21 protein-coding genes are annotated in these 25,741 nt (G+C 57.7%); all 21 read left to right on the top strand.

Annotated elements, in window-relative coordinates:
• Window positions 1-595: 595 nt before the first annotated feature.
• The 21 genes from ACPUC7_RS14120 to tssG all read left to right on the top strand — a co-directional run bounded on the left by ACPUC7_RS14120 (window position 596) and on the right by tssG (window position 25,713).
• On the top strand, window positions 596-2,905 hold the full coding sequence (locus ACPUC7_RS14120; protein WP_494923386.1) for a type VI secretion system Vgr family protein: 2,310 nt from the start codon (window positions 596-598) through the stop codon (window positions 2,903-2,905).
• Window positions 2,905-5,244, top strand: a complete 2,340-nt coding sequence (locus ACPUC7_RS14115) for a DUF2169 family type VI secretion system accessory protein (RefSeq protein ID WP_494923385.1) — start codon at window positions 2,905-2,907, stop codon at window positions 5,242-5,244. Before ACPUC7_RS14120 ends, ACPUC7_RS14115 begins: the two co-directional genes overlap by 1 nt.
• A complete protein-coding gene (locus ACPUC7_RS14110; RefSeq protein WP_494923384.1) occupies window positions 5,241-6,326 on the top strand; it encodes a pentapeptide repeat-containing protein in 1,086 nt (361 codons plus the stop codon). The genes ACPUC7_RS14115 and ACPUC7_RS14110 overlap by 4 nt, the downstream gene beginning before the upstream one ends.
• Window positions 6,313-6,921 carry a DUF3540 domain-containing protein gene (locus ACPUC7_RS14105; RefSeq protein WP_494923383.1) on the top strand — a complete coding sequence of 203 codons (609 nt, stop codon included), beginning with the start codon at window positions 6,313-6,315 and terminating at the stop codon, window positions 6,919-6,921. Before ACPUC7_RS14110 ends, ACPUC7_RS14105 begins: the two co-directional genes overlap by 14 nt.
• An 11-nt stretch (window positions 6,922-6,932) precedes the next feature.
• Entirely contained in the window at window positions 6,933-7,313 is a 381-nt protein-coding gene (locus ACPUC7_RS14100) for a DUF4150 domain-containing protein (protein ID WP_494923382.1), read from the top strand.
• Between the two features lie 23 nt (window positions 7,314-7,336).
• The gene (locus ACPUC7_RS14095; protein WP_494923381.1) at window positions 7,337-7,834 is read left to right on the top strand and encodes an SH3 domain-containing protein; all 498 of its coding nucleotides are present in this window, start codon (window positions 7,337-7,339) and stop codon (window positions 7,832-7,834) included.
• Complete coding sequence (gene tssJ / locus ACPUC7_RS14090; protein WP_494923427.1) at window positions 7,834-8,319, top strand: type VI secretion system lipoprotein TssJ; 486 nt, start codon at window positions 7,834-7,836, stop codon at window positions 8,317-8,319. Before ACPUC7_RS14095 ends, tssJ begins: the two co-directional genes overlap by 1 nt.
• 18 nt (window positions 8,320-8,337) lie before the next feature.
• Window positions 8,338-9,681 carry a type VI secretion system baseplate subunit TssK gene (tssK, locus tag ACPUC7_RS14085; protein WP_494923380.1) on the top strand — a complete coding sequence of 448 codons (1,344 nt, stop codon included), beginning with the start codon at window positions 8,338-8,340 and terminating at the stop codon, window positions 9,679-9,681.
• Window positions 9,682-9,702: 21 nt separating this feature from the next.
• Window positions 9,703-10,926: a DotU family type VI secretion system protein gene (locus ACPUC7_RS14080; RefSeq protein ID WP_494923426.1), complete on the top strand. Its 1,224-nt coding sequence runs from the start codon at window positions 9,703-9,705 to the stop codon at window positions 10,924-10,926.
• Between the two features lie 22 nt (window positions 10,927-10,948).
• The gene (gene tssM, locus ACPUC7_RS14075; protein ID WP_494923379.1) at window positions 10,949-14,521 is read left to right on the top strand and encodes a type VI secretion system membrane subunit TssM; all 3,573 of its coding nucleotides are present in this window, start codon (window positions 10,949-10,951) and stop codon (window positions 14,519-14,521) included.
• Entirely contained in the window at window positions 14,518-15,189 is a 672-nt protein-coding gene (gene tagF / locus ACPUC7_RS14070) for a type VI secretion system-associated protein TagF (RefSeq protein WP_494923378.1), read from the top strand. Before tssM ends, tagF begins: the two co-directional genes overlap by 4 nt.
• 10 nt (window positions 15,190-15,199) lie before the next feature.
• Window positions 15,200-16,207 (top strand): type VI secretion system protein TssA, encoded by a 1,008-nt coding sequence (gene tssA / locus ACPUC7_RS14065; protein WP_494923377.1) that lies wholly within the window; start codon window positions 15,200-15,202, stop codon window positions 16,205-16,207.
• Window positions 16,208-16,245: 38 nt separating this feature from the next.
• A complete protein-coding gene (tssB, locus tag ACPUC7_RS14060; RefSeq protein ID WP_494923376.1) occupies window positions 16,246-16,797 on the top strand; it encodes a type VI secretion system contractile sheath small subunit in 552 nt (183 codons plus the stop codon).
• Window positions 16,790-18,289: a type VI secretion system contractile sheath large subunit gene (tssC, locus tag ACPUC7_RS14055; RefSeq protein ID WP_494923425.1), complete on the top strand. Its 1,500-nt coding sequence runs from the start codon at window positions 16,790-16,792 to the stop codon at window positions 18,287-18,289. The genes tssB and tssC overlap by 8 nt, the downstream gene beginning before the upstream one ends.
• A 59-nt stretch (window positions 18,290-18,348) precedes the next feature.
• A complete protein-coding gene (locus ACPUC7_RS14050) occupies window positions 18,349-18,831 on the top strand; it encodes an Hcp family type VI secretion system effector (protein ID WP_343552766.1) in 483 nt (160 codons plus the stop codon).
• A gap of 90 nt (window positions 18,832-18,921) precedes the next feature.
• Window positions 18,922-20,532, top strand: coding sequence for a type VI secretion system-associated FHA domain protein TagH (tagH, locus tag ACPUC7_RS14045; RefSeq protein ID WP_494923375.1), 1,611 nt, complete (start codon window positions 18,922-18,924; stop codon window positions 20,530-20,532).
• The gene (locus ACPUC7_RS14040; protein WP_494923424.1) at window positions 20,532-21,305 is read left to right on the top strand and encodes a PP2C family protein-serine/threonine phosphatase; all 774 of its coding nucleotides are present in this window, start codon (window positions 20,532-20,534) and stop codon (window positions 21,303-21,305) included. Before tagH ends, ACPUC7_RS14040 begins: the two co-directional genes overlap by 1 nt.
• Window positions 21,306-21,310: 5 nt before the next feature.
• Window positions 21,311-22,201 carry a hypothetical protein gene (locus ACPUC7_RS14035; protein ID WP_494923374.1) on the top strand — a complete coding sequence of 297 codons (891 nt, stop codon included), beginning with the start codon at window positions 21,311-21,313 and terminating at the stop codon, window positions 22,199-22,201.
• Between the two features lie 62 nt (window positions 22,202-22,263).
• On the top strand, window positions 22,264-22,812 hold the full coding sequence (tssE, locus tag ACPUC7_RS14030; protein ID WP_494923373.1) for a type VI secretion system baseplate subunit TssE: 549 nt from the start codon (window positions 22,264-22,266) through the stop codon (window positions 22,810-22,812).
• 1 nt (window position 22,813) lies between these two features.
• Window positions 22,814-24,685, top strand: coding sequence for a type VI secretion system baseplate subunit TssF (tssF, locus tag ACPUC7_RS14025; protein WP_494923372.1), 1,872 nt, complete (start codon window positions 22,814-22,816; stop codon window positions 24,683-24,685).
• Window positions 24,682-25,713 (top strand): type VI secretion system baseplate subunit TssG, encoded by a 1,032-nt coding sequence (gene tssG, locus ACPUC7_RS14020; protein ID WP_494923371.1) that lies wholly within the window; start codon window positions 24,682-24,684, stop codon window positions 25,711-25,713. The genes tssF and tssG overlap by 4 nt, the downstream gene beginning before the upstream one ends.
• The last annotated feature ends 28 nt before the right edge of the window (window positions 25,714-25,741 follow it).

The following is a 25,741-nucleotide window of genomic DNA, read 5'->3' as shown; positions in this document are numbered from 1 at the left end:
ATGAAAGATCATCAGGTTACATTTTTACCGCAGATATCGTTGCCTTAGCCTGAAATCACAACATTAATAAATTCCAATTTGTGTTATTCACCCATTTAACCCTACAATCAATTCTGAAAACTTTGGGAAAGATGATTTTCAATAAATAACCTATTGGAAAGATTACCCGAGGTATTTTCCCTGCCATTGATCATCACCGCCAGCTATATTCCTGCGCGACATCTTATTCCAGCCATAACGATTCCCTATATTTAAAATTTATTATTCCCGTAAAGAGAAAGAAATATATTCAATTCCACTTTACGCCAACCCAATTAATCCGCGGCATCTGCGCAAAACACCTCAAACCCTTCCCCTTTCACAAAAATGTCATAATATCGTTAAGGATTCGTTTAGGATGTTTCTTATCTTCACAGGGTCCAGTAAATATTATAAAAATGCTCACGTTATAAAAATTTATCCCACATCAGGTTCGCCAATATCCGCTGATATTCGCGCGCCACGGCTTTTTATTGCCGAATGAATATTGGCAGCAAAAATTAAAAAATTTGCTGCCCGTGCGGTAGCTATGCCGAAATAAAAACAAAGGTCAATTATGGATCGTGTCGTCGTTGCGCATTCACCTCTGACTGAAACGCTATTTTTCAAGAGCATGACCGGTCATGAGGCGTTGTCATGTTGCTATCAATTCAACATAGAATTAACCAGCAAAGACAACAGCATAGCGTTACCTGACCTACTGGGAAAACCCTTAACATTGGTGCTGCAACCCCGTCCCGGCGTCATTCGCTACCTGAGCGGCATCATCACTCGCATGGCGTTTCTCGGCCATGAGAAACACCGTGAAAAATATTATACTTATCGTGCGGAGGTCAGACCTGAATTATGGTATCTGACGCAAAACCACGGCTTTCGTATTTGGCAAAATAAAACTGTTACTCAGATCATAGAAACGGTCCTGAATGAGAATGGCATTCTTTTCGAAAACAAACTCACCGGCACATATCGTAATTGGGAATATTGCGTCCAATATCAGGAGAGCAGTTACGATTTCATTCAGCGCATGATGGAACATGAAGGCATCTATTTTTATTTCACTCATGATATGGATAAACAGACGCTGATTTTAGCTGACGCCCCTTCTGCCCATCAGCCCTTCCCCGGTTATGATTGCATTGAATATCATCAGGCGGCCGCAGGCGGATATGTCAATGACGAGAGCATTAATATCTGGCAATCGACAGCCGCCATTTCCCCCAGTCTTTATCAACATGACGATTACAATTATCTGGAAAGCAACGCTGATCTTTCCGCAAATGGTCAAGTTGCCGAATCTCACGCCGAAAAAACCGCCACGCAACGCGAATGGCCGGGACAATATCAACAACAAGGCGACGGCCAAAGCTACGTCACGGTACGCCAGCAAGAATTAGCCGCCCGCCAGTTAGCCTCTGACGGCGTGGGTGATGCGTTTGGATTAGCGCCAGGCTACCAATTCACACTGAATAAAGCGCCACGCGACGCCGATGAAGGCCAGTCATTTCTGGTTACCGCGGTCGATTATCAGTTGGTGGAAAACAGCTACGTCAGTAACGACGAAGATTTCACCCGCCACCGCTTCTGCTTCCAGGTGATCCCCGCCACCGTCAACTGGCGTCCACCGCGCGCTACCCGTTGGCCGCGCACCAGCGGACCGCAAACCGCCGTGGTGATTAACGCACCCGACGCCAGCAAAGGCGACAAAAGCGTGGTGGCGACCGACGATCATGGCCGCGTGCGCGTCAAATTCCTGTGGTTCAAGCCCGATAACGAACAGGATCTCTACTCTTGCTGGCTGCGCGTCGCCAGCGGTTGGGCCGGCAGCCAGCAAGGTTATTACCAAATCCCGCGCGTTGGCGAAGAAGTGGTAGTCGATTTTATCAACGGCGATCCGCACATGCCGGTGATCACCGGACGCGTATTCAATAACCTGCAAACCCAGCCGGTTGGCGAGAGCTTGCTGACCATTGGCAGCGAAAGCGATGTGGCCGACAGCGACACCATCACCGCGGAAGTGGCCGAAGCATGGTCGTGGTCGAAAAGTGGTTTCTGGTCACGTTCGGTCGGCAACAGCGATGCCAGCAACGGCAACTTTATCTCGTTTGAAGATTTGGCCGACGAGGAGTCGCTGGATATTCACGCGCAGAAAGATCTCAATATTTCCGCTAACAACGCCATCAAAATTTATGCCGGTAAAGATGGCGATGGCGCACTAAAAATCTGGGCGCCGGGCAAAGTGACGTTGCACAGCAACGACACCGTTTCCACCAGCGCGCCCACCACTTATCACACCTCGCGCGGCAGCTATTACACCGTGACGGGCGCCAACTTCACCACCACCGGCATCGGTTTAACCATCAACGGCGTCAACGGCACGGTCAATGCGGTCAGTAACGTCGCCGCCAGCAGCACCGACTTTGCCGTTAAAGGCATCAGCATGGATTACACCTACCTCAAGCGCAGTAAAACGCAGGTGGAGTACAAAGCCGATTTGCAACGCTTCGAGCAGGTGCCGTTTTACAACCTGCGCATCGGTTTGATGTCGATTCAGAGTGGCGCGACCGGTGTGACCGGCGATAACAGCGGCATCAAACAGAAGATTCAGGATCTCAAAGATGAGATGAACACCCGCAAGGAAATCAAAGACGAAGCCGATGCCAAGAAGAAAACCGAGTGGGAAGAGAAGCAAGGCGAGAAAAACACCGCCAAACGCGACGCGCGCAATAACGAAAACAATCAGCAAGATCAAAACCCGGCCAATAACCAGAACCAGCAGCAAGATCCACCGAATCAGAACCAGAACCAGAACGACAATCCACCCGCTGATAACGACGATCCCACCTTCAACCCGTGGGCGGACGCGTAATGCAGGTTATCAAACCGACCCGGCTCAGCCTGCTGTCGCGCCCTTACCGTTGGCAGCAGCAAAACCAATTGGGCGTAGCGGCGATGACGCTGCTGGATATGTCCGACACGCCCGTGCTGCATGATGAGCAGTTGCTTTGGAAGCGCGTACGCGAAGAAGTGCAATCGCCGGACGGCATCTTTGATCTGGCGTTGCCGAAAGCCTGCGCCGAGTTTCTCGCCAGCGGTTATGGCTACCAAAAATATCAAACCGATGAACATGGCTGCGCGCTATCGATTCAGGTTGGCGAGTTACGCAAACAACAGCGTCTGGACATTGCGCCACAGAACAACGCGCAGCCTGCCGCGTTCCATGCGCTGGATTTTAATCATGCCGATCGCCAGGCGTTGATGGGCAAAAACTACGACGACAACTGGCTGAAAAATGATTATCCCGGCTTTGCCCGTGACACCGACTGGCGCGTGTTCAACCAGGCTTCCGCCGATCAATGGTGGCAGCAACGCGATGCGCTGCCTGCGGGCGCGATGTGGCGCATTGAACATATGCATCCAGATCACGCTGTGCTGCAAGGCCAATTACCCACTTGGCAAGCGCGCGCCTTTATCACTCGCCTGCGCCACCATGAAACGCTATTTGAAGAGATAGCGATGCGCGCCACCACCGTGCATTTTTTGCCGCATTGCCAGCAGATGCTGCTGATTTGGCACGGCAATATCGCCATCAATGAGGATGACGCCAGCGATGTACTGTCGCTGATGGCGGCGCTGGAAGTCGCGGGCCAGCCACAGACGCTGGCGCATTATCAGCACATCCAGCAATTGCGCACTGAAGGGCCAGACGCCAGTTTGCGTGCGCTGCGCGACGACGATTTGATTGCCGCAACGATCCTTGCACATGCACCGAAAAACAACTCGCCCGCCGCACGCCAGCCGCTGGTCGAGAACCTCGCGCGCTGGGAACAGCAGCAGCGCCAACAGTTTGATCGCCCGTCGTTGCAAAAAGGCGCCCCGCTGCCCGCTGCTAACGGCCTCGATGATTTCGAGGTTGAACACGATGTAGCCGCGCAGTTTGCCCGTCACGAAGTGGCGGCAGAAAAGCGTTATCAGCAGATGATGGCGCGTTATCGTCAGGAGCAACAACGCAATGCCACAGACGACCTGGATCGCACTGACGGCGCGACGCATTACCAGCAACAGCGCGCCGAGTTACAGGCTAATCCGCATCTGCATGCCACGAACGATGCCAGCTTGGCGCGCAGTGAGCAGGCGCTGCTGGACGGTTATCGCCACACGGCCCAGCACCAGCACGCGCCGCGTCGCCTCAGTCTCGAGGAATCCGCGCCCCAGCGTCAGCAGCTGTTGGCCTGCATGGCTGGCGACAAAGATGCGCGCGGGTTGGACTTCACCGCCGCTGATTTGTCGGGCCTCGATTTGCGCGGCATCGACTTTGAAAATGCCCTGCTCGACAGCACCGATTTCAGCCATTGCCAGTTGGATGGTGCCGATCTGCGCGGCGCGGTGCTGGTGCGGGCCGAATTCCACCACAGCAGCCTGACGCATTGCCTGTTCGATGGCGCGAATTTAGCGCTGGCGCAAGGCTGGCACAGCGATTTCAGCGACAGCAGCTTCGATGAAGTGGAATGCGAAAACATCCAACTGGAGCATTGTCGCTTTCAGCGCGCGCTGTTGAGCAATCTGTTTATCCAGCAGGCGAGCATTCAACATTGCGACTTCAGCCACGCGCAGCTTGAACGCTGTGACTGGATGGATATCGCGCTCTCGGCGCTGGATTTCACCCAAGCGCACATCGCCAACTGCAACCTGATTCGCTGCCAACTCAAACAGATCAATTTCAGCCAGATTCGCGCGCAAGGGTTGTCGTTGGTGACCTGCGCAGCGGCAGCAATCAATTTTGACGATGCCCAGCTTAAGCAGTGCATGTTCGTTTCCGACACACTGCTGGCGCACGCCCGCTTCCGCCGCGCCACGCTGACTGAATGCAATTTTCGTGATGCGCAGCTGCAACACGCCTGCTTCGACCAGGCACAGCTGGAAAACAGCGATTTCAGCGCCGCCGATTGCCGCCGCGCCAGCCTGCAAGGCATGCGCACTCGCGACAGCCGCTTTGTACGCACCCGCTTTGACGGCGCGCAACTCAATGGCAGCTTGCTGCTGGGTGCCGACCTGCAAAAGAGCCAGCTGATTGGCTGCGATCTCAGCGACTGCAATCTGTTCCGCGCCGATATGTCGCAAACCCTGCACGATAGCAGCACTTGCTTTGATGGCGCGCTCACCGACGGCATGAAAACTTTGCCGCAGCGTCAGGAGGCGCGTGTATGACGCCGCAACAAATGCAGCACGCCATCAAACATGGCGAGATTTTGCAGGGATTGGTCGCGGAAGATCGCGACTTCAGCGGCCTGGATCTGTCCGGCGGCAGCTTTATCGCCATGGATTTGGTCGGCGCGGATTTTCGTGGCTGCAACCTGCATGAAACCCAGTTCAATGAATGCCTGCTGAGCGGCGCACAGTTTGCCGACGCGCAGTTGCAGGAAACGCTGTTCAACCAATCGAACCTGACCGGCGCGCAGTTTCACGGCTGCACCCTCACCGATTGCCTGTTTAACGCCTGCCAACTGGCGGAAAGCGATTTCAGCGAAACGGTGCAGATTAACAGCCAATTCAATCAGGGCGATCTCAGCGATAGCGCGTTTCTGCTGGCCTCACTCCATCAATGCGGCTTTCTGGCAGTGACGCTCGATCAGGCGTTACTGCGCCATATCAGCGCCGAGCAATGCACATGGATGAATGTTGATCTGCGCCGCTGCGATCTGCACAGCAGCCGCTTTTCGCTCAGCACGTTTTACCAGTGCGATCTGCGCGGTGGCGATTATCGCGAACAGTGTTTTGAGCGCTGCCAGTTCACTGAAAGCCAGCTGGAGGAAGCCAGCTTCCAGCGCGCCAATCTGCAACAGAGCAACTTTAGCCAGCTCAGTCTGCGCGGCGTGGATTTCCGCGGCGCGCGGCTCAATCAGGCGCTATTTAGCGGCAGCGATCTCAGCGATTGTCGTTGCCAGCAGGCGCAATGTAATCAGGCGATGTTCCCTCACGCCACGCTGGATCAGGTGGATTTCACTCAGTGCCAATTGCAGCGCAGCGTGCTGCATCACGCCAGCGCGCGTGGCGCGATTTTCCAGCAGGCGGCGTTGCATTACGCCGATTTTTCCTGGGCGGTGCTAGATGACGCCGATTTACGCGACGCACAGTTTTGCGCCACCCGCCTGCATCGCGCCAGTCAGCACCATACGCAGTTCAGCCAGCGCGATGGCCTCATCGAACAGGATGATGCGCTGTTTGCCGCCGAAGCCTGGCAGCCGCAACCCTGCTCAACACCGCAAGAGGATCACCATGAATCACGCTGAAAAAACCGTGGCGCTGCCGCTGGAATTGCCGCTTCAGGCCGAAGGTCAGGTGGTTGGGCTGGAGCCGGATGGCTCGGTGCAGGTGGTCAGTCACGGTCGCCGCTGGCACTGCCCGCGCGCCGCCAGCTGTTTACTGACGCCGCAGCTACACGACCAGGTTTTGCTGTGTCGCGCCGCCGATCAAATGTGGCTGCTGGCGATATTGGTGCGCGCCGAACCGCAGCAGGCAGCGCAATTGCATTGCGAAGGCGATCTCACCATCAGCGCCAGTCAAACCCTCAATTTGAGCAGCCCGGTTTTGCAACTCAACGCCGAACGCGGTGACTGCGACATCAAACAGCTGAACTATCGCGGTGAATCCGCCTCGGTATGGATCTCGCTAAGCCGCCTGTTTGGCAAACGCTGCGAAAGCGTATGGGAGAGCGTCAGCCAAATCAGCCAACGCCTGTTGCGCCGTACGCACGATATCGAGCAGGTGCGCGCCGGGCAGTTAGATATCAAAACCAGCCAGCTTACCCGTTTGCATGCGCCGAACACCTTTATCAGCAGCAAAACGCTGACGCGCATCGACGGCAAACAGATTCACATGGGTTAAGGAGCAGCAGCATGTTTGCAAATTGTCAGTGTGGCGGCAGCGATCAGGCGCTTGCCGATGTGTGCAAAACCCCGGCTCCGGTGACGTTCGTCAATCTGGCGCTCGGTAGTACCGCTGTGCCCACCGCCAGCACCATTCTGTTTGCCGGTATGCCAGCGCACAACCTCGCCACCATCACGCCGATCACTCAGGGCGATGAAGCGGGCGTGCTGGGCGGCGTGATTTCCAACACTTTTATGGGCATGTCGCGTCATCTCACCGGTTGCAACTCGCTGTTATTGCAAGGCATGCCCGCCACGCGCATGAGCAGTGTGACGCAACAAAATGTGGCAAATGCGCCGGGCGTGCGCATCACACCAAGTCAAACCCTGATTTCACTGCTGGCAATCTAACTTTCTGGAATGATTGAGAAAAAATGACAAACACTAACAAACTGATTTCTCTCGCCATGTTGTTGGCATTAGGGATCACCGCCGGTTGCCATCAGGCACCGATTATCACCGCCGACACGCTGGAAACCAGTGAAGTCAACGGTGTGAAGCTGGTGCATATGCACATCATTCAGCCGCCGCAAAGTTTCACCGCCGTCAACCAATCCTATCGCGCGCTCTACCCGGTTTCGTTGATTAACCGTCCTGATTACGGCGGCATGCGTATGGGCATCTTAACCGCCGGTCAACCGTTGCAGGTGCTGGGCGGAGTCGAAAATAACTGGCTGGCGGTGGCGACCGAAGATGACGGCAAACTCAGCGGTTATATCCCGTTAAGTTCCGCCGTGCCGGAAGATCGTTACGACGCGACGTTGAAAGCGCAAGCCGCGCAACCACGCCGCGCCCAGCAGCAATGCATTGGCCTCGGCGCAGGCGACAAAGCCTGCCGCAAAGGCCGCTCCTCAACGTGGATTATTCAGTGATGCGCCGCCAGCTGCTGTGCGCCGGGTTGGCGTTGATGCTCGCGGGTTGCGCATCCTCGCCGCCGCAACCGGCCAGTTGGCAACTGGCGTTGAACAGCACGCCAGATGCCAACAACGGCGCGCCGCTCAAGGTGCGGGTGTTTGTGCTGCGCTCGGATGCCAATTTCATGTCGTCGGATTTCTACTCGCTGCAAAACAACGCTTCTGCGGTATTGGGCAGCGATGTGATCGACAGCCAGCAACGCTTTCTCACGCCGCAGCAGCCGCAGCAAATGCTGAATGGTTCGCCTAATCCTGAAGCCCGCTACCTCGGCGTGGTGGCGGAATACGCCGCCATCAATGGCAAAAGCTGGCGCGTTTCCGTGCCGCTCCCTGCGCCGAGCGCGCCGCATTTCTATCAGTTCTGGCGGTCGGGGCCCGATGCGCTAAATGGCCGCGTCAGCGTCACGGCCACCGGGCTGCATCCCGCAGCGAATAACGATTAAACAGTTGAGGAAGGCGCTATGCACACCGCAGACAAAGTGATTTGGAGCGAAGGGATGTTTTTGCGTCCGCACCATTTCCAACAATCGGAACGTTGGCTGGAAGCCTACAGCCGCAGCTGGGGCAAGTTGCAATGTGCGTGGCACTGGGGATTTATGTCGCTGGCGTTTGATCAGGGCTTACTGCGTCAGGGCAAACTGGCGATTGCCAGCGCCAGCGGTATGTTCCCCGACGGTACGCCGTTCACCATCAGCGGTGCCAGCAATGCCCCGCCGCCGCTGGAATTGCACGATGTGCAAGAGCCGATCACCGTGGTGCTGGCGTTGCCGGAACAGCGCCAGGGACAAACCGAAGTGATTTTTAGCGACAGCAACGATTCGCTGGCACGCTACCTTAGTGAAGATCGCGAAGTGGACGATCTCAACGCCTCTTCAGTGGGCCGCGCGCCGATGCAGTTTGGTCGCCTGCGTTTATGCCTGATGCCACAGTCAGAATTGAATGCCGAATGGACCGCGGTCGGCGTGGCGCGCATCAAAGGCAGCGGCAACGACCGCGCGCTGCAACTCGACAGCGATTACATTCCGCCGCTGCTAAACGGTCACGTTTCTCCGCTGATCAGCGCCTTTCTCAACGACATGCACGGTTTGCTGCAACAGCGCAGCGAGCAAATGGGCGCGCGTCTGCAACAGGCCGGACGCGGCGGCAATAGCGAGATGATCGATTTCATGCTGCTGACGCTGATTAACCGCCACATCGGCCAGGTGGCGCACAGCCGCCGTTTGCCGCAACTGCATCCCGAGCGCTTGTTCAGCGAATGGTTGCAGTTCGCCACCGAACTGGCGAGCTGGTCGCCGTCGCGACGCCCCAACGATCAACTGCCGGTGTACGACCACGACAATCTCTATCTCAGTTTCAGCCGTTTGATGATTCAACTGCGCCAAAGCCTGTCGCTGGTGATGGAAGAAAACGCGCTGCAACTGACCTTAACCGAACGTTCGCACGGGCTGTATGTCGCCACGGTGTCGGATGTCAGTTTAATCCGCGATTACGGCTTTGTGCTGGCGGTGCGCGCCGATCTGCCGAGCGAAGTGTTGCTGACCCACTTCCCGGCGCAGATGAAAATCGCGCCGGTGACGCGCATCCGCGATTTGGTGCAACTGCAACTGCCCGGCATCGGTTTACGCGTGATGCCCGCCACGCCGCGCCAGATTCCGTGGCACGCCAACTATGTCTACTTCGAGCTGGAGCGCAGCGGCGAGTTGTGGCAGCAGATGGCGAAAGCCGAAGCCTTTGCGCTGCATCTGGCCGGAGAATTTCCGGGGCTCGATCTGCAACTTTGGGCACTGCGCCACGCGCGCAGCTAATCACGGAGAGCGTCCACCATGATGCAGCCGCAATCGCTACCTGCCGAACTGATCGCCACCACCGAATATGAAAATCCATTGGTGGCACGCGCCAATCCGCTGATCAACGCCATCGCGCAACTGCGCCATTCGGTAGCGCATGACAATCCCGAAGGCCTACGCCAGCAGTTGATCGATCTGGTGCGCCGTTTTGAAGTGGCGTGCCAGCAAGCGCAGTTGCCGTATGAAACCATCGTCGGCGCACGTTATTGCCTGTGCACCTCGCTGGATGAAGCGGCGGCGTTAACGCCGTGGGGCAACCGCCATGTCTGGCCGCGCAGCGGCTTGCTGGTGACCTTTCATAACGAAACCTGGGGCGGCGAGAAGTTCTTTCAGCTGCTGGCGCGACTGTCGCAGCATCCGCAACAAAACATCCTGTTGCTGGAGTTGATGAACGCCTGTCTGCTGCTGGGTTTTGAAGGCCGCTATCGCATCATGGAAAACGGGCGTAGCCAATTGGAGACGCTGAAGTTACGCCTGTTGCAGATGATCCGCTCGGTGCGCGGTGCCTATCCCGCCCCGCTGTCGCCGCAACCGCTGGATGAGCCGGTGCAACAAACATTGTGGCGACCGCTGATTCCGCTGTGGAGTTTTGCCGCATTGCTGGCGCTGCTGGGCTGCGCGGTGTTTATCGCGCTCAATTGGCGACTCAATCATTTCACCGCGCCGGTGCTCTCCGCCATCTATCAAACCGAGGTGCCGAAAGTTGATATCGCACGCCCGGCGGCACCCGCCGCACCGGCGCTCGATCTGCGTCACTTCCTCGCACCTGAAATCGCCGAAGGGTTGGTAACGGTGCGCGATGAAGCCACCCGCAGCGTGGTGTTGCTGCGCGGCGACGGTTTGTTTGATTCCGCCGCCACCACCATTCATCAGCGCTATCGACCGGTGATGCGGCGCATTGCGCAGGCGATGGACAACGTTAACGGCCAGATTCGCGTCAGCGGCTACACCGACAACCTGCCAATTCGCAGCGCGCGCTTTAGCTCCAACTACGCCCTGTCGCTGGCGCGCGCGCAATCGGTGCAGGCGATGCTGGCGCAGGATCTGCAACAGCCGCAACGCATTTTAGTGGAAGGTCGCGGCGAGAGTAATCCGCTGGTCCCGAACGATTCAGACGCCAATCGTGCGCGCAATCGTCGGGTGGAGATCACCCTGCTGGTGGCGCCGAAACAGACGCAAGCCGAACTCAACAGCGTGCATTAAGCCGTAAGCAAAAGGAACCGCCATGAATCGCACCGTTTTCTCGTTCGCGACCAGCCGCCTGATGTGGAGCGGCCTCGGCATCACCGCGTTGTGTTTGTTGATTTGGACCGTTGGCCCGTTAGTGGCGATTGGTGATTATCGCCCGCTGGAATCGGCGCTGTATCGCTACATCGCCATCGGCGTGCTGTATGCGCTGTGGATCAGTTATCGCCTGGTGCCGCGCCTGTGGCGGCGCTGGCAAAATCGGCGCATGGTGCAGAAACTGGCGCCGCAGCCAGAACCCGATCAGGAGATGCCGCAGGAACATCCGCTGGCTGAACGCTTCAACGAAGCGGTTCACCTGCTGCGCCAGGCGCGTTTCAACCGCCCGGAAAGCCGCCGCTGGCCGCGCTGGATGCAGCGTTTTAGCCGCCAATATCTCTATCAACTGCCGTGGTACATGCTGATTGGCGCGCCGGGTGCCGGCAAAACCACCGCACTGGCGAATTCTGGTCTGCACTTCCCGCTGGCGGCGCAGTTTGGTCAAACCGCGCTGCGCGGCATTGGCGGCACGCGTCACTGCGATTGGTGGTTTACCGATGAGGCGATTCTGTTGGATACCGCCGGGCGCTACACCACGCAAGAGAGCGATCGTCAGCAGGACGCGCAAGAGTGGCGCAGCTTTATGGCGCTGCTGAAAAAGTTTCGCCCGCGTCAGCCGGTAAATGGCGCGATCATTACCATCAGCATTGGCGATCTGCTCAGCGAATCTGAACAAGCGCGCCACCAGCAAGCCAGCGCGCTGCGTAAACGTTTATTAGAGTTGCGCGATCAACTGGCGATCCCGTTTCCGGTCTACGTGTTAGTCACCAAAGCCGACCTGCTTAAAGGCTTCACCACCAGCTTTGGCGCGATGAGTAAGGCGGAGCGCGATCAAATCTGGGGCTTTACCTGGCCGTGGAGCGATCAGCAGTTGGCGGTCAACAGCGAGTTTGATCGCCAGTTTGATCGCCTGCATCAGCGCCTCGATGCCGGTTTGGCTGATTTGATGATCAACGAGCATGACAGCGTCAAGCGCGCGGAAATGTATCTGTTTCCGCAAGAGTTCCAGGCCATCAAGCCGCTGCTGCAACACTATCTGGATGTGCTGTTTGCCACCTCCGGCTATGAAGAGAAGCTGATTCCGCGCGGCGTCTACTTCACCAGCGGCACCCAGGAAGGTCTACCGTTTGACCGCGTGATGGGCCAGATGAGCCGTGCTTTAGGTTTACCGGCGCTCAGCGCCAATCAGGACGCCGCCGGTAAAGGACAGAGTTTCTTCTTGCAGCAAATGCTCACCGAGGTGGTGTTTAAAGAAGCGGGCTTAGCTGGCATCAATCGCTGGTGGGCCTATCGCAATCGTCTGGTGCATCTGGTTGCCTATGGCGTGCTGGCCTTGCTGCTGCTGGTAGCGCTGATCGCCGCGTTCACCAGCTATTACCACAATCGCGACTATCTGGCTGAAGTGCAGCAGCGCGTGCCCGCGGTGGAAAAACAGAGTAAAGCGCTGTCGCCGCTTAATGGCGAAAACCTGTTTGCCCAACTGCCGTTCCTCAACAATTTAGCCGGTTTGCCCAATAGCGATGCATTACCGGATTTACAGCACCCGCCGCTGAGCTGGCGCGCGGGCATGTATCGCGGTGAAGAGGTTTCTACCGCCTCAGATTCCCTTTATCAGCGGGCGTTAGAGCAAATGCTGTTGCCGGTGATTGCGCGCAACATTACTGATTGGCTGCGCAGCGACAACGGCAGCGACGTCGATTACAGCTATGAAGCGCTGAAAGCCTATCAAATGCTCTACCTGCCGCAGCACTACGACGGCAAATTCTTGCATGCCTGGGTGATGCTGAATGTGCAGCGCACCCAAGGTGCCAACGCCCCGCAGGCACAGCTGAAAGCGCTGGATTATCACCTTGGCCAGTTGCTGGATAACAAAATCAATGCATCGCCATTTGAACGTGATGAACCGTTGGTAGTGCGCCAGATTGAGATGGTCAACCGCTCGCCGCTATCAACGCGTGTGTACGGTCGCCTGAAACGTCTGCTGATCCCGCGCGTTAATCCTGGCGTCAGTTTGATCTCGCTCAGTGGCCCGCAAACCGAGTTGGTGTTTAGCCGCAAAAGTGGCGTACCGCTCACCACCGCCATTCCCGGCTTCTTTACCCCCGCCGGATATTGGGGGCCGTTCAATCACAACATCAAAAATGTCGCCGACAGCTTGTTGCAGGAAGACCGCTGGGTGCTGACGCGCCGTGAAAGCGCCGACGAGCAAAATACGCTGGTCGATACCGTGCGCCGCCTGTATCTCGACGACTACATCCGTCAATGGAATGGCTTGTTGCAGGACATTCAGCTGGTGCCAATTGGCAGTCTGGATGCGCGCATCAGCACCGCGCGCCTGCTGTCGGGTCGCACTTCACCGCTGCGCCAGTTGATGATCAATCTCGGCCGCAATCTGACGCTGACGCCGCCGGAAGAGGAGAAGAAAAAGGATCAACCTTCCCTGCTCGAGCGCAGCACCCATTACGTCAATAACAATGCCACCGCCACTTTGCAGGCGCTGTTCCGTGCGCGCAAAGCGGCGGAAAGCGGCAACATTGAAGCGCCAGAGCAGCGCGTGATGGCCGAATTCGCCAACATCATTGAGCAGTCGCAAACCACTGATAAGAACGACAACGGCATTCCGTTCGATGCGCAGTTGAAAGATATCGACGATCTCTACAGCTATTTGACCGCGGTACAAGATGCCAGCAACAGCGGCATGCAGCCGCCGGATGCCAGCATCATTTCACGCATGCAGGCCGATGCCGGACGCCAGCCGGAGCCGTTCCGTACCCTGTTGCAGGAGCTGGCGGTCGGTGCCAGCAGCGACACGCAAAAGCGCGATATGAGCAACATGCAAAAACGCGCCAGCGTCGAAGTCGGCAGCTTTTGTCGCAGCGCGATTGCCGGGCGTTATCCGCTGAATCGCGCCTCTGGCACCGACATCACGCCCGACGATCTGGCGCGCATGTATGCGCCGGGCAGCGGCCTGATGGACAGCTTCTTCCGCGACAATCTCGCCAGCAAAGTCGATACCACGCACAGCAGTTGGCGCTATGCGCCGGGCGTCGATGGCAAAACCTTGCCCGGCGGCACACAACTGCTGCGCCCGTTTCAGCAGGCGCAAAGCATCCGTGAAGCGCTGTTTGCCAACGGATCGTCAACCCCCGCTTACCGCCTGACGCTGACGCCAGTCAGCATGGATAACAGCATTCTGACGCTGACGCTGGATGTCGATGGGCAGCTGCTGCGTTACAGCCACGGCCCGCAAACTCCGCAGGTGGTGAACTGGCCGGGCAGCGGCAATACCCAGCAAGTGCGCATGCAAATTGGTTTGACCGACGGCACCAGCAACACGCTGAACACCAGCGGCCCGTGGGCGCTGAATCGTCTGTTCGACAAAGCCCGTTTGAGTCCAGGTAGCGGCCAAAGCCAGCGCGCCACCTTCTCGCTCGGCGGTCATCAGGTGGTGCTGGCGTACACACCGAACAGCGTGCGCAACCCGTTACAACTGCCGAATGTGAGTTGCCCATGAATAATCACGCGCCATTGGGCTGGTACGGAAAATTGCCCGGCAGCGGCGATTTCATGCGGCGTCGTTTACCGACGCTGGTGGTGGATAACTGGGCGCGCTGGTTTCAACACAGCTTGCCACGCCTGGCGCAACAAACGCCTGCCGGACGCGCGCCGGTGTGGAATTTCATCATTCCCGCCACGCTCGGCGTGCCGCAGATTCAGATGGGCTGCTTGTTGCCAACCCGCGATCGCGTCGGTCGTCAATATCCGTTGTGCGCCATGCAACTGTTTGCCACAGCGCAATGGCACGCCATGCAGCTGCACACCGCGGGCGATTGGTATTACCAACTGGGTAAAACGCTGACGCTGGCGGTGCAAAACCGTTATAGCGGCGATCAGTTTGATCACGCGCTTAACGCCTTGCCGGCGCAGGCGGCGCGCCCGCCGCAATCGGATGTGTTTGATGTGATTGGCTATCAGGACACGCCGTGCAATCTCAACTGGCCGCAGGTGGTGAACTACTTCGACCCCGCGCAATACAGCAGTTTCTGGTGGAGCAACCAGAGCGACGGCAGCGCCTTCTACAGCCATTCGCACAGCGGCAACTTCACCACGCAGTTGTTCCTGCGTTTGTTTAATCCGCCCCACGCCAGCCGCGGCGAACCGCCGTTGTTTGGTCAGCCTTGATGGTGAATCGATGAATCTTGAGAGCTTACTCGAACCGCTGCGCGAGGACGCGCCGTGCGGCGACGATCTGGAGTATGACGCGGCATTTATGGCGCTGGAACAGGCGCGCGGCGGTAAAGCCGAGCAGCAGTTTGGCAACACCATCATTCCCGCCGAGCCGCCAGATTGGCAGCAGGTGGCGCAGCAGGCGCAGCAATTGCTGAGCCGTACGCGTGACATCCGCTTGCTGCTGATTCTCAGTGAAGCCTGGACGCACACCCAGGGATTAACCGGCTGCGCCGCCGGTTTGACCTTGCTGAGCGAATCACTGACCCGCTACTGGTCAACGCTGCATCCGGCGCTGGAGTTTGATGGCGAACCGGATCTGTTGATGCGCGTCAGCGCGCTGGCGGCGCTCGGCCCGCAATCCGGCTTGATGCGCGCCCTACGCCAAAGCTGGTTACTGAAAAGCGCGCTGGGTGAAATCAACCTGCGTGATGCGCTGGCGCTGTTGGATGGCAGCAAAAGCGAAGTGGCGGATTTTCCCGGCGGCGTGGCGCGCTTACGTGAAGCGTTGCAGCAGCCCGATCTGCCCGCCGCGCAGGCGTTGCGCTCGCTGGCTGAACAGTTAACCGCGCTGCGCCTATGTCTGACGCAGCATCTCGATAGCGCCGACATGCCGGATCTCGCCGCCAGCGAGAAACCGCTGCTGATGCTGGTGGCGTTGCTGCCGCAACAGCAGGAATCAGCGCCCACCAGCGTGGCCGACGAACTTCCCGCGGTCGAAACCAGCGCGAGCCCCGCTGCGCCCGCGGTGCCGGACTGGCAGCGTGTGTCGTTGCAGTCCCGCGCCGACGCCGAACTGATGCTGGAGAAGGTGCGGCTCTATTTTCAGCAGCATGAACCGAGTCATCCGGCCCCAATCATGCTGGAGCGGGTGCAGCGCCTGATTCAACTCGATTTTCTCGACATTATTCGTGATCTGGCGCCCGACGCCGTCACGCAGCTGCAGGGCCTGTTTGGCCGTGCGGGCGAATAAAACGCCTGAACTCAGGCCCATAACTGACGGAGAACACTATGGCTAATTATCCCACCATCAAACGCGCCCGTAGCGGACAGAAGTTCATTTCGCGTAACCGTGCGCCGCGCGTGCAGATTGAATATGACGTTGAAGTCTACGGTGCCGATCGCAAAGTGCAGTTGCCCTTCGTAATGGGCGTGATGGCCGATTTGGTTGGTCAGCCGGTGGAAGATCAGCCGGAAATCGCCGAGCGCAAATTCCTTGAAGTGGATATCGATAACTTTGATGAGCGCATGAAAGCGTTGAAGCCACACCTCGCCTATCACGTCGATAACACCTTAACCGGCGAAGGCAAAGTCGGCGTCGATCTGACCTTTAACAGCATGGATGACTTCCTGCCGGACGCGATTGTGCGCCGCGTAGAGCCGCTGAATGAGCTGCTGGAAGCGCGCACCCAACTTTCCAACCTGCTCTCTTACATGGACGGTAAAAACGGCGCGGAAGCGTTGATCGCCGAAATCCTGAAAAACCCAACTCTGCTGCAATCGCTGGCCGCTAGCGCCAAACCTGCCAACGCTGACCGTGAAACGGAGAATCATGATGAGTAATGCTGCTTCCCAGACCGAGCGCTTAGTGGCGGAATCCGTCACGCACAGCGACTTTAGCGCGCTGCTGAACAAAGAGTTTCGCCCGAACAACGATCAGGCGCGTGACGCGATTTCACAAGCAGTGCAAACCCTCGCCGCGCAGGCGCTGGAGAACACCTTGCCGGTGTCCGACGACGCCTATCGCACCATTCAGGCACTGATCGCAGAAATCGACAGCAAGCTGTCGCAGCAGGTCAACGCCATCATGCACCACGACAGTTTTCAGCAGTTAGAAGGCGCGTGGCGCGGCCTGCATTATCTGGTGAACAACACCGAAACCGACGAGATGCTGAAGATCCGCGTGCTCAATATCAGCAAAAAAGAGCTGAGCCGCACGCTGAAACGCTACAAAGGCGTGGGCTGGGATCAAAGCCCGCTGTTCAAGAAGATCTACGAAGAAGAGTACGGCCAGTTTGGTGGCGAACCGTACGGTTGCCTGGTTGGCGATTACTATTTTGATCACAGCCCGCCGGATGTCGAGCTACTGGGCGAGCTGGCAAAAATCGGTGCCGCCGCGCACTGTCCGATGATCACCGGTGCAGCACCGAGCGCGTTGCAAATGGAATCGTGGCAGGAACTGGCTAATCCGCGCGATATCACCAAAATCTTCACCAACACCGAATACGCCGCCTGGCGCACGCTGCGTGAAAGCGAAGATACCCGCTATCTCGGTTTGGTGATGCCGCGTTTCCTCGCCCGCTTGCCGTATGGCGTGCGCACTAATCCCGTCGATAGTTTCGATTTCACCGAAGACACCGAAGGCGCAACCCACAAGAATTACACCTGGGCCAACGCCGCCTACGCGATGGCCGCCAACATCAACCGCTCCTTTAAGCAGTTTGGCTGGAGCACCTCGATTCGCGGCGTGGAATCTGGCGGTTCGGTAGAGAATCTGCCGTGCCACGTGTTCCCGACCGATGACGGCGGCGTTGATATGAAATGCCCAACCGAGATCGCCATCAGCGATCGTCGTGAAGCCGAGCTGGCGAAAAACGGCTTTATTCCGCTGGTGCACCGCAAGAACTCCGACTTTGCCGCCTTCATCGGCGCGCAATCGCTGCAAAAACCCGAAGATTATTACGATGCCGATGCGGCCGCCAACGCGCAGCTGGCGGCGCGTCTGCCCTATCTGTTCGCCTGCTGCCGTTTTGCCCATTACCTGAAGTGCATCGTGCGCGACAAAATCGGCTCCTTCCAGGAGCGCGCCGACATGGAGCGCTGGCTCAACTCGTGGATCATCCGCTACGTCGATGGCGATCCGGTTAACTCCACACAAGAGACCAAAGCGCGCAAACCGCTGGCCGATGCGCGCGTCACGGTGGAAGAACAGGAAGACAATCCGGGCTATTACGCCGCCAAATTCTTCCTGCGTCCGCACTACCAGCTTGAAGGCCTGACGGTGTCGCTGCGTCTGGTCTCGAAATTGCCTTCGCTGAAACAGCAGCAAGGGTAAGTCACCTCTGGGCGTTGATTTGCGCCCATTTTTTAAATGATGAAAGGAGCGTTACCCGCATGACTATTGCAATGTATTTGAAGCCTGAAGGTGTTGAAGGTGAATCCAAAGATTCGGCGCATACCGGCTGGATCGACATTCTCTCCTTTAACTGGGGCGCTAATCAGCCGAACAACATGAGCGTGGGCGGCGGCGGCGGTGCTGGTAAAGTCAATTATCAGGACTTACACGTCCATGCCCGCATCGACAAAGCCACCCCAACGCTGATGTTGTTCTGCTCCAACGGTAAACACATTCCGACGCTGGAATTCCACGTCTGCAAAGCCGGTGGATCGCAGATTATCTATAACAAAATCAATCTGACCGAAGTGCTGGTGACCAGCGTGCAGTTCACTGGTTCACGCGATGATGACACCGTGGGCATCGAGTATTCGTTCCAGGCGGCGCAGGTGGAAGAGATCTACACCCAGCAGTCCGACGACGGTGCTGCCGGTGCCGACAGCACCTTTGGCTGGAACATCAAAACCAACACGGCTTCCTGATCCCACAGCGAAGACAAGCCAGTTTCCTTGGGGCGGCCGCCTGGCCGCCTCTGTTTCCGCAGCAACGCGCAATCCTGGCAGGTAAAGCTTATGCGATTCACTCTGGTTGAAAGTAAAAACGGCGTACAGCCGCCGCTGACGCGCGTCGATTTCTATCCGCCCGGCGGCACGATTGGCCGTAGCGAAGACAACAACTTCATTTTGCCCGACGACAGCCGCACCATTTCGCGTCTGCAACTGCTGGTGCACACCTCGGCGGAAGGCGACTGCCGCATTACCAATCGCGGTAACGTAATCAACGTCGAATTCAATGGCATTCCGCTGGAACACGGTCGCCAGGTCGAGTTGCAGAATGGCGATCTGCTCGGCATCGGCGATTACACGCTGGTGGTCAGCGAGATTGATGGGCAACAGCCACTTGAAACGCCGCGCCAGCCGGTGGTGCAGAGCCAGGCCGCGCCAAAACCGGCGGGTTCAGCGATTCCCGGCGAAATCTGGGAAAGCCTGTCGCGTGATTTCGTCGCGCCGCAAGTGGCTCCCACTCAGCCCGATGCGCAACATCCGCTGACGCTGCCCGATGAGAAACCGTTGAATCCAATTGATCCACTGGCGCTGGAACAACACGCGCCGCTGGAGCAGTTAAGTCAACGCGAGAGCGATCCTACACGCTTGTTTGACGACAAAGATCTGTTCCAACAGCCGACCATTTTGCAGGACACCACGCCAACCACGCTGCGTGAACAGCCGCACGCGGTGCAGGCGGCACCGGCCACCGAGCTCGATCCGCTGGCGCTGTTTGCCACCAATGGCACGCCGCAGGAGCAACAAGACGATCCGTTTGGCCTGCTCTCGTCCAGCGCTCAACCGTTGACGCCGCCGGATGTGTTCCAACCCGAAGCCGCGGTGCCACAGCCCGCGCCGCAAGTCACTCCGCCTCCGCCGCCAGAAACGCCGCTGCCAACGCCGCGCGTGCAGCCGAGCCGCCCGGAACCGGCCAATCAGCATCGCGCCAGCGGACGCATGAGCATCGATCCGGTGAGCTATAAATCCGCCGCACAGCGCCGTGCTGCCAACACGCCAGGCGTGGATGCCGAGTTGCTGCAAGCGTTTCTCGACGGTGCCGATCTGGCGGATATCGATGTGAAACCGCATCTCGATCAGTCGCAAATGCACTTGCTCGGTCAGTTACTCAGCATGTTCTCGCAAGGCACGGTGGCGCTGTTGTCGTCGCGCACCATGCTGAAACGCGGGGTGAATGCGGAAATGACCATGATCCTCGAGCAGGCCAACAATCCGTTCAAGCTGTTGCCGTCGGGCAAAAGTGTGCTGGTGCAGATGCTGGGCAGCCAGATGCCGGGCTTTATGGAGCCGGAAAAAGCAGTGCGTGATGCCTTGGTGGATTTGCAGGCGCATCAGCTCGGCATGATCGCCGGAATCCGCGCCATCATCACCGCCATGTTGCAGTCGTTTAATCCCGACACCTTACATGCCCAAGCGCAGCAGGAAGGCGACAGCGGCCGTCATCTGTTCTCGGCCACGCGCAAAGCGGCGCATTGGGACTATTTCGTGAAGCGTTATCAGGCGATTGCCAGTGAAATTGACGACGATTTTCACACGCTGTTTGGTGAGGCGTTCCTGCACGCCTACGACGTGGAAGTGAACCATTACAAAGACCTGCAAACGCAAAAAACGGAATCATGATGAATATTACGTTCGCATCCATTAGCCATCAGGGCAAACGCAGCAGTAATCAGGATCGCCTCGCCAATGCGCTGGGCGCGCGCGCCGCCTGTTTCGTGATGTGTGACGGCATCGCTGGCGAGCAAGGTGGCGACACTGCAGCCCGTCTGGCGTGCGACACCATCGTCACCCATTTCGATGGCGCACATCATCTGGATGCACAGCGTATTCGCGGCTACATCGCCGCCGCCAATCAGGCGATAAAACAGCAGCAGCATCAGGACCAAGCGCTGAAAAACATGGGCACCACCTTGGTGAGTTTATTTATCGATCGCGATTACCAACTGGCCTATTGGGCGCATGCCGGCGACAGCCGTCTGTACCACTTTCGTCGCGGCTATTTGCTGGAGATGACGCGCGATCACAGCCTGGCGCAGCGCATGCAGGACGCTGGGCATCAAACCGATGCCATCAATCACAACCTGCTCTATTTCGCGCTGGGGATGGAAGAGGATCGTGAAGCCAGCTACAGCGATGTGCTGGCGCTGGAAGACGGCGATGTGTTTTTACTCTGCACCGACGGTTTCTGGCATGAGATGGACGTCAACAATCTGGAGCAAACCCTGCGCATGGTCAGCAATCCGCAAGAGTGGCTGGCGCTGCTGCAACGCATGATGCCCGAGGATAACGGCGATAACTTTAGCGCCATGGCGGTGTGGATGGGCGATCCGCAAGAGTCCACCTTGCTGAGTTCGCTCAGCGACACGCAGCGAATTTTGCTGTCGCAGAGGTAATCGCCATGAGAACCCCACTGGCATTGTTACTGTCGCTGCTGCTGTTGCCGATCTACAGCGAAGCGAAAAGCGTGCGTATCGTTTGGTCGCCCACGCTGCGCCTCAGCGCCTGGCTGGATAACGTGGTGGATGGACGCGTAAAAAGCTGGTGCGACGACAGCGTGGCGCTGCATATCGAACCGCAGGGCGAACTGAAAGACGACGCGCTGGAGAGCTTCTTGCCACAGGTTGGCGCGCTGTTAAAACGCCAGTGTCGCCCGCTGACGACGTTGCACTGGACGCTGATCGATCACAGCGGTAAAGCGTTGCGCGAAGGGAGTGCGCAGGCCGCTGAAAACTGGCGCATTCCCGCGCCGCCGGTGAAGCCCAAAATCGAACTGGCAGACACCACGCCGTGGCAACGTTTCAACATCATGCCCAACTGCGCGCTGCGCACCTACTGGCCAACCGGCACGGATAATGATGCGCGGTTTGCCCTCGCCACGTCGTCGCCAGACTGCGACAGCGAAGGCTGGGTAACAGGCGACGCGACGCTGCATCAAGCCAACAACGCTCCCACCGTGCTGTGGTTTGTCCACGGTTATCCGCTGATCAATTTACCCGTTGGCGCGCGCGATGCGCAGGTGATTGCCGCCAATAATCAACGGCTGATTCTGGCAAGCGACAGTGATGCGCGCAGTTGGCTGTTACTGCCGTGGGATAAGCAGCATTTGGCATGGCGTTTTGACGGCGATGTGTTGCTTAAAACCGACAGCGACAAAAACGACGACAACGCGCGTGCGCTACAGATGGCGGATGCGTTGCATGCGTGGCAAATCGGCGACAGCGCCAGTCAGTTGCATTGGCATGCGATCGCCGAGTTGAATCCGCAGCAGCGTGATCCCAGGTCACCATAAATGGCGACCTTACCGTGTATTCGTAGGGTCGCCATTTATGGTGACCTTGCTTAGGAGCAGCGATGAAAAACCATCCCGACAGCTTCAACGGTTGGCAGGCGCGCAACCACCAGCGCGTGATGCCGCAGGATGAGATGCGCCCCAGCCTGCTCGATCGCCTGACCGACGATCAGCCCGATCAACAAAAAATCGAAACTGGTCGTCAGGCGCTCAGCCATCAACAACTGCGCACTCAGGTGCTGCGTGATTTGCAGTGGCTGTTCAACTGCATCAACAACGAAAGCCAGCACAACCTCAAACCGCGTCCTGACGCGCGCTTATCGGTGATCAATTTTGGCCTCACGCCGCTGGCCGGTAAGCGCATGTCGGAGATTGAGTGGGACGATGTGCGTGGTTCGTTGCAGCGCGCCATGTTGCAGTTTGAACCGCGTATCATCCCACAGGATTTGCAGATTCGCTGCTTGAGCGATGTTAACGCGCACAACCATCACAACACCCTTTCCATCGAAATCAGCGGCAATTTGTGGTGCATCCCGTGGCCGCTGGCTTTTGTGTTTCGTACCGAACTCGATCTTGAGCACAGCCGTTTTGATCTGAAGGAGTCGAACTAATATGAATCCGCAACTGCTCGACTACTACAATCGTGAACTGAATTATCTGCGTGAAATGGGCGCGGAATTTGCCGATCGTTATCCCAAAGTGGCGGGCCGTTTGGGTATGCAAGGCATCGAAGTCGCCGATCCTTATACCGAACGCTTGATGGAGGGATTTGCCTTCCTCACCTCGCGCGTGCAGCTGAAGATGGATGCCGAATTCCCGCGTTTCACCGAACAGCTGCTGGAGATGATCTACCCCAATTACCTCGCGCCAACGCCGTCGATGGCGATTGTCGAGTTTCAGCCCGATCATATGAAAGGCAAGATCAGCAGCGGTTTTAGCGTGCCGCGTGGATCGCTGATTGAGAATCAGGCGCTGAAAAGTAAAGGCATTAGCTGCAAATACCGTACCGCGCATGATGTCAATTTACTGCCGCTGCAACTGAGTGAAGTGACTCTCGGCGGCTTACCGGCCAACCTGCCGCTTTCCGCTGCCAATCTGGCTCAGCGTGGCGCAATGCGCGCACTGCGTATTCGGCTGAAAACCACCGGCAATATTCCGCTGCATCAGCTGGCGATGGATGATCTGCGTTTCCACTTAAGCGCGGGCGATCTGCCGGCCAGTCGTCTGATGGAACTGCTGATGGCGCACTGTGTCGGCGTGTTGTATCGCAGCACAGATAACCAGCACCATCAGTTGCTGGAAGCCGAAGCCTTGCAAGCGCAAGGCTTTGCCGCCGAGGAAGCGCTGCTGCCGGATGACCTGCGCGGTTTTAGCGGTTATCGGCTATTGCAGGAGTATTTCGCCTTTCCGGCCCGCTTTCTGTTTATGCGCACCTCTGGTCTGCAACCGCTGGTTAAACAGCTGCGCGGCGCGACTGAGATGGAGATTGTGCTGTTGCTGGATAAAGCCGATGACGATCTGGAAAATCGGGTGGATGTGTCGCATTTGGCGCTGCACTGCACGCCCGCCATCAACCTGTTTCCGCGCGTGGCGGAGCGTATCCAGTTAACCGAAGCGCGCAACGATTATCATCTGGTGGTGGATAATACCCATCCTCTGGATTACGAAGTGTTCAGCATTAACCGCCTGTATGGCAGCGGGCAAACGCTGAGCGAAGAGCAAATTTTCCGCCCGTTCTGGCACAGCTTTGGCCGCGACAACGGCAACTACGGAGCCTATTTTTCCCAGCGTCGTGAGCCGCGCGCGCTGTCCGATCAAGCCAAGGTGTATGGCACGCGCACCGGTTATGCTGGTTCCGAATTGTTCGTCACGCTGGTCGATGAACAGCAATCACCATGGTCAGAGGCGGTGAAGTATGTGATGGCCGATGTGCTGTGTACTAATCGCGATCTGCCGCTGATGTTGATGCAGCACGGTATGGAATCTTTCACCTTACCCACTTCCGCGCCGGTGCTCGGCATTCACCTGCGCAAAGGCCCCACCGCACCGCGTCCGGCGCTGGCGGCGGGAGCGATGGCGTGGCGCTTAGTGAGCCAACTGCAACTCAACTATCTCAGCTTGATGGAGAGCGAGGGCGATCAGGGCGCGGCATCGCTGCGGCAACTGTTGGCGTTGTATGCCAATACCGCTGAAGCCGCCACCGCGCGTCAGATTGAAGGCGTGCGCCACTGCGAAATGCGCCCGGTATTTCGCCGCGTGCCAGAGCCAGGTCCGATTGTCTTCGCGCGCGGGATTGCCATCACCTTAACGCTGGATGAGCAGGCGTTTGGCGGTGCCAGCCCGTGGCTGCTGGGCAGCGTGTTAGCGATTTTGTTCAGCCGCATGGTGGCGATCAATACCTTTACCGAACTGACGATTAACAGCGAACAGCGCGGCGAGATTGGTTATTGGCCGCCGCAAATGGGCAAGAGGCCACTGCTGTGACGGCGCTCAATCGCCGCTGGCGCATTCACTGTCGCTTGCCAGCGGACTTTTGGCCGCAACGGCGTGCCGCACCGTTCAAACACGACCTGTTTCAACTGCTGCGCCGTCTCGATGCGCAAGCCGGGCACGCCTGGCAACTGGGCCGTGCGCCGCTGCCGCGTGAAGAACCGTTGCGGCTAGGACAATCGCCGTCGCTGGCGTTTGCACCCGCCACCGTGGCAGGGATTCGTCAGCGCGCCAACGATCAACTCAATGAAGTGGATATCTGGAGTTTTGGTCTGTTCGGCCCCAACGGTCCGCTGCCGCTGCATTTGACCGAGTACGCGCACGAACGCGTTACGCATCACGGCGATCGCAGCATGGTGGCGTTTTGTAACCTGTTTCATCACCGGCTGATTTTGCTGTTTTACCGCGCGTGGGCCGATGCACAACCGGCGATTTCACTGGATCGCCCCGATCGCCAACGCTTCAACCATTACCTTTCCTGCCTAACTGGCGTCGGCCAACCGGCGCTGGAGCAGCAGCGCGGCAGCCTCAATGAACATGCGCGCTATGCATTGGCCGGACACTTCACCCGTCAAACGCACGATGCGGAAGGACTGACGCGCAGCCTGAGTTGGTATTTGCAGGTGCCGGTAGAACTGATCAGCAATATCCCACAATGGATGCGCATCGGTCCGCGCGAACAGGCGCAGTTACGTGCCGGAAAACACGCGCCGCGCCTCGGTGAAACCGCCTTTTTGGGGGGTGCGATCCGCGATATTCAGCACAAATTCCGGCTGCGCCTCGGCCCGCTACGCCTCAACGATTATCAACCGCTGCTGCCTCGCCGCCGCAATGCGCAGCAAGTGGTGGATTGGGTGCGGCATTACCTTGGCATTGCGTATCAATGGGAAGTGCAACTGGTGCTGGATCAACGCGATGTGCACGGCGTGGCACTCGGCAGCGATCAGCCGCTGGGATTGAGCAGTTGGTTGGGCCAGCAGCCACAACCGCAACATCGTGATGATTTGATTTATCAGCCTTAACGTCAGGTTCTCGTAGGGTCGCCATTTA

Source organism: Pantoea sp. CFCC18179 (assembly GCF_059412405.1).
The sequence above is the reverse complement of the archived record's forward strand: the minus strand, read 5'-3'. Positions and strand labels throughout refer to the sequence as shown.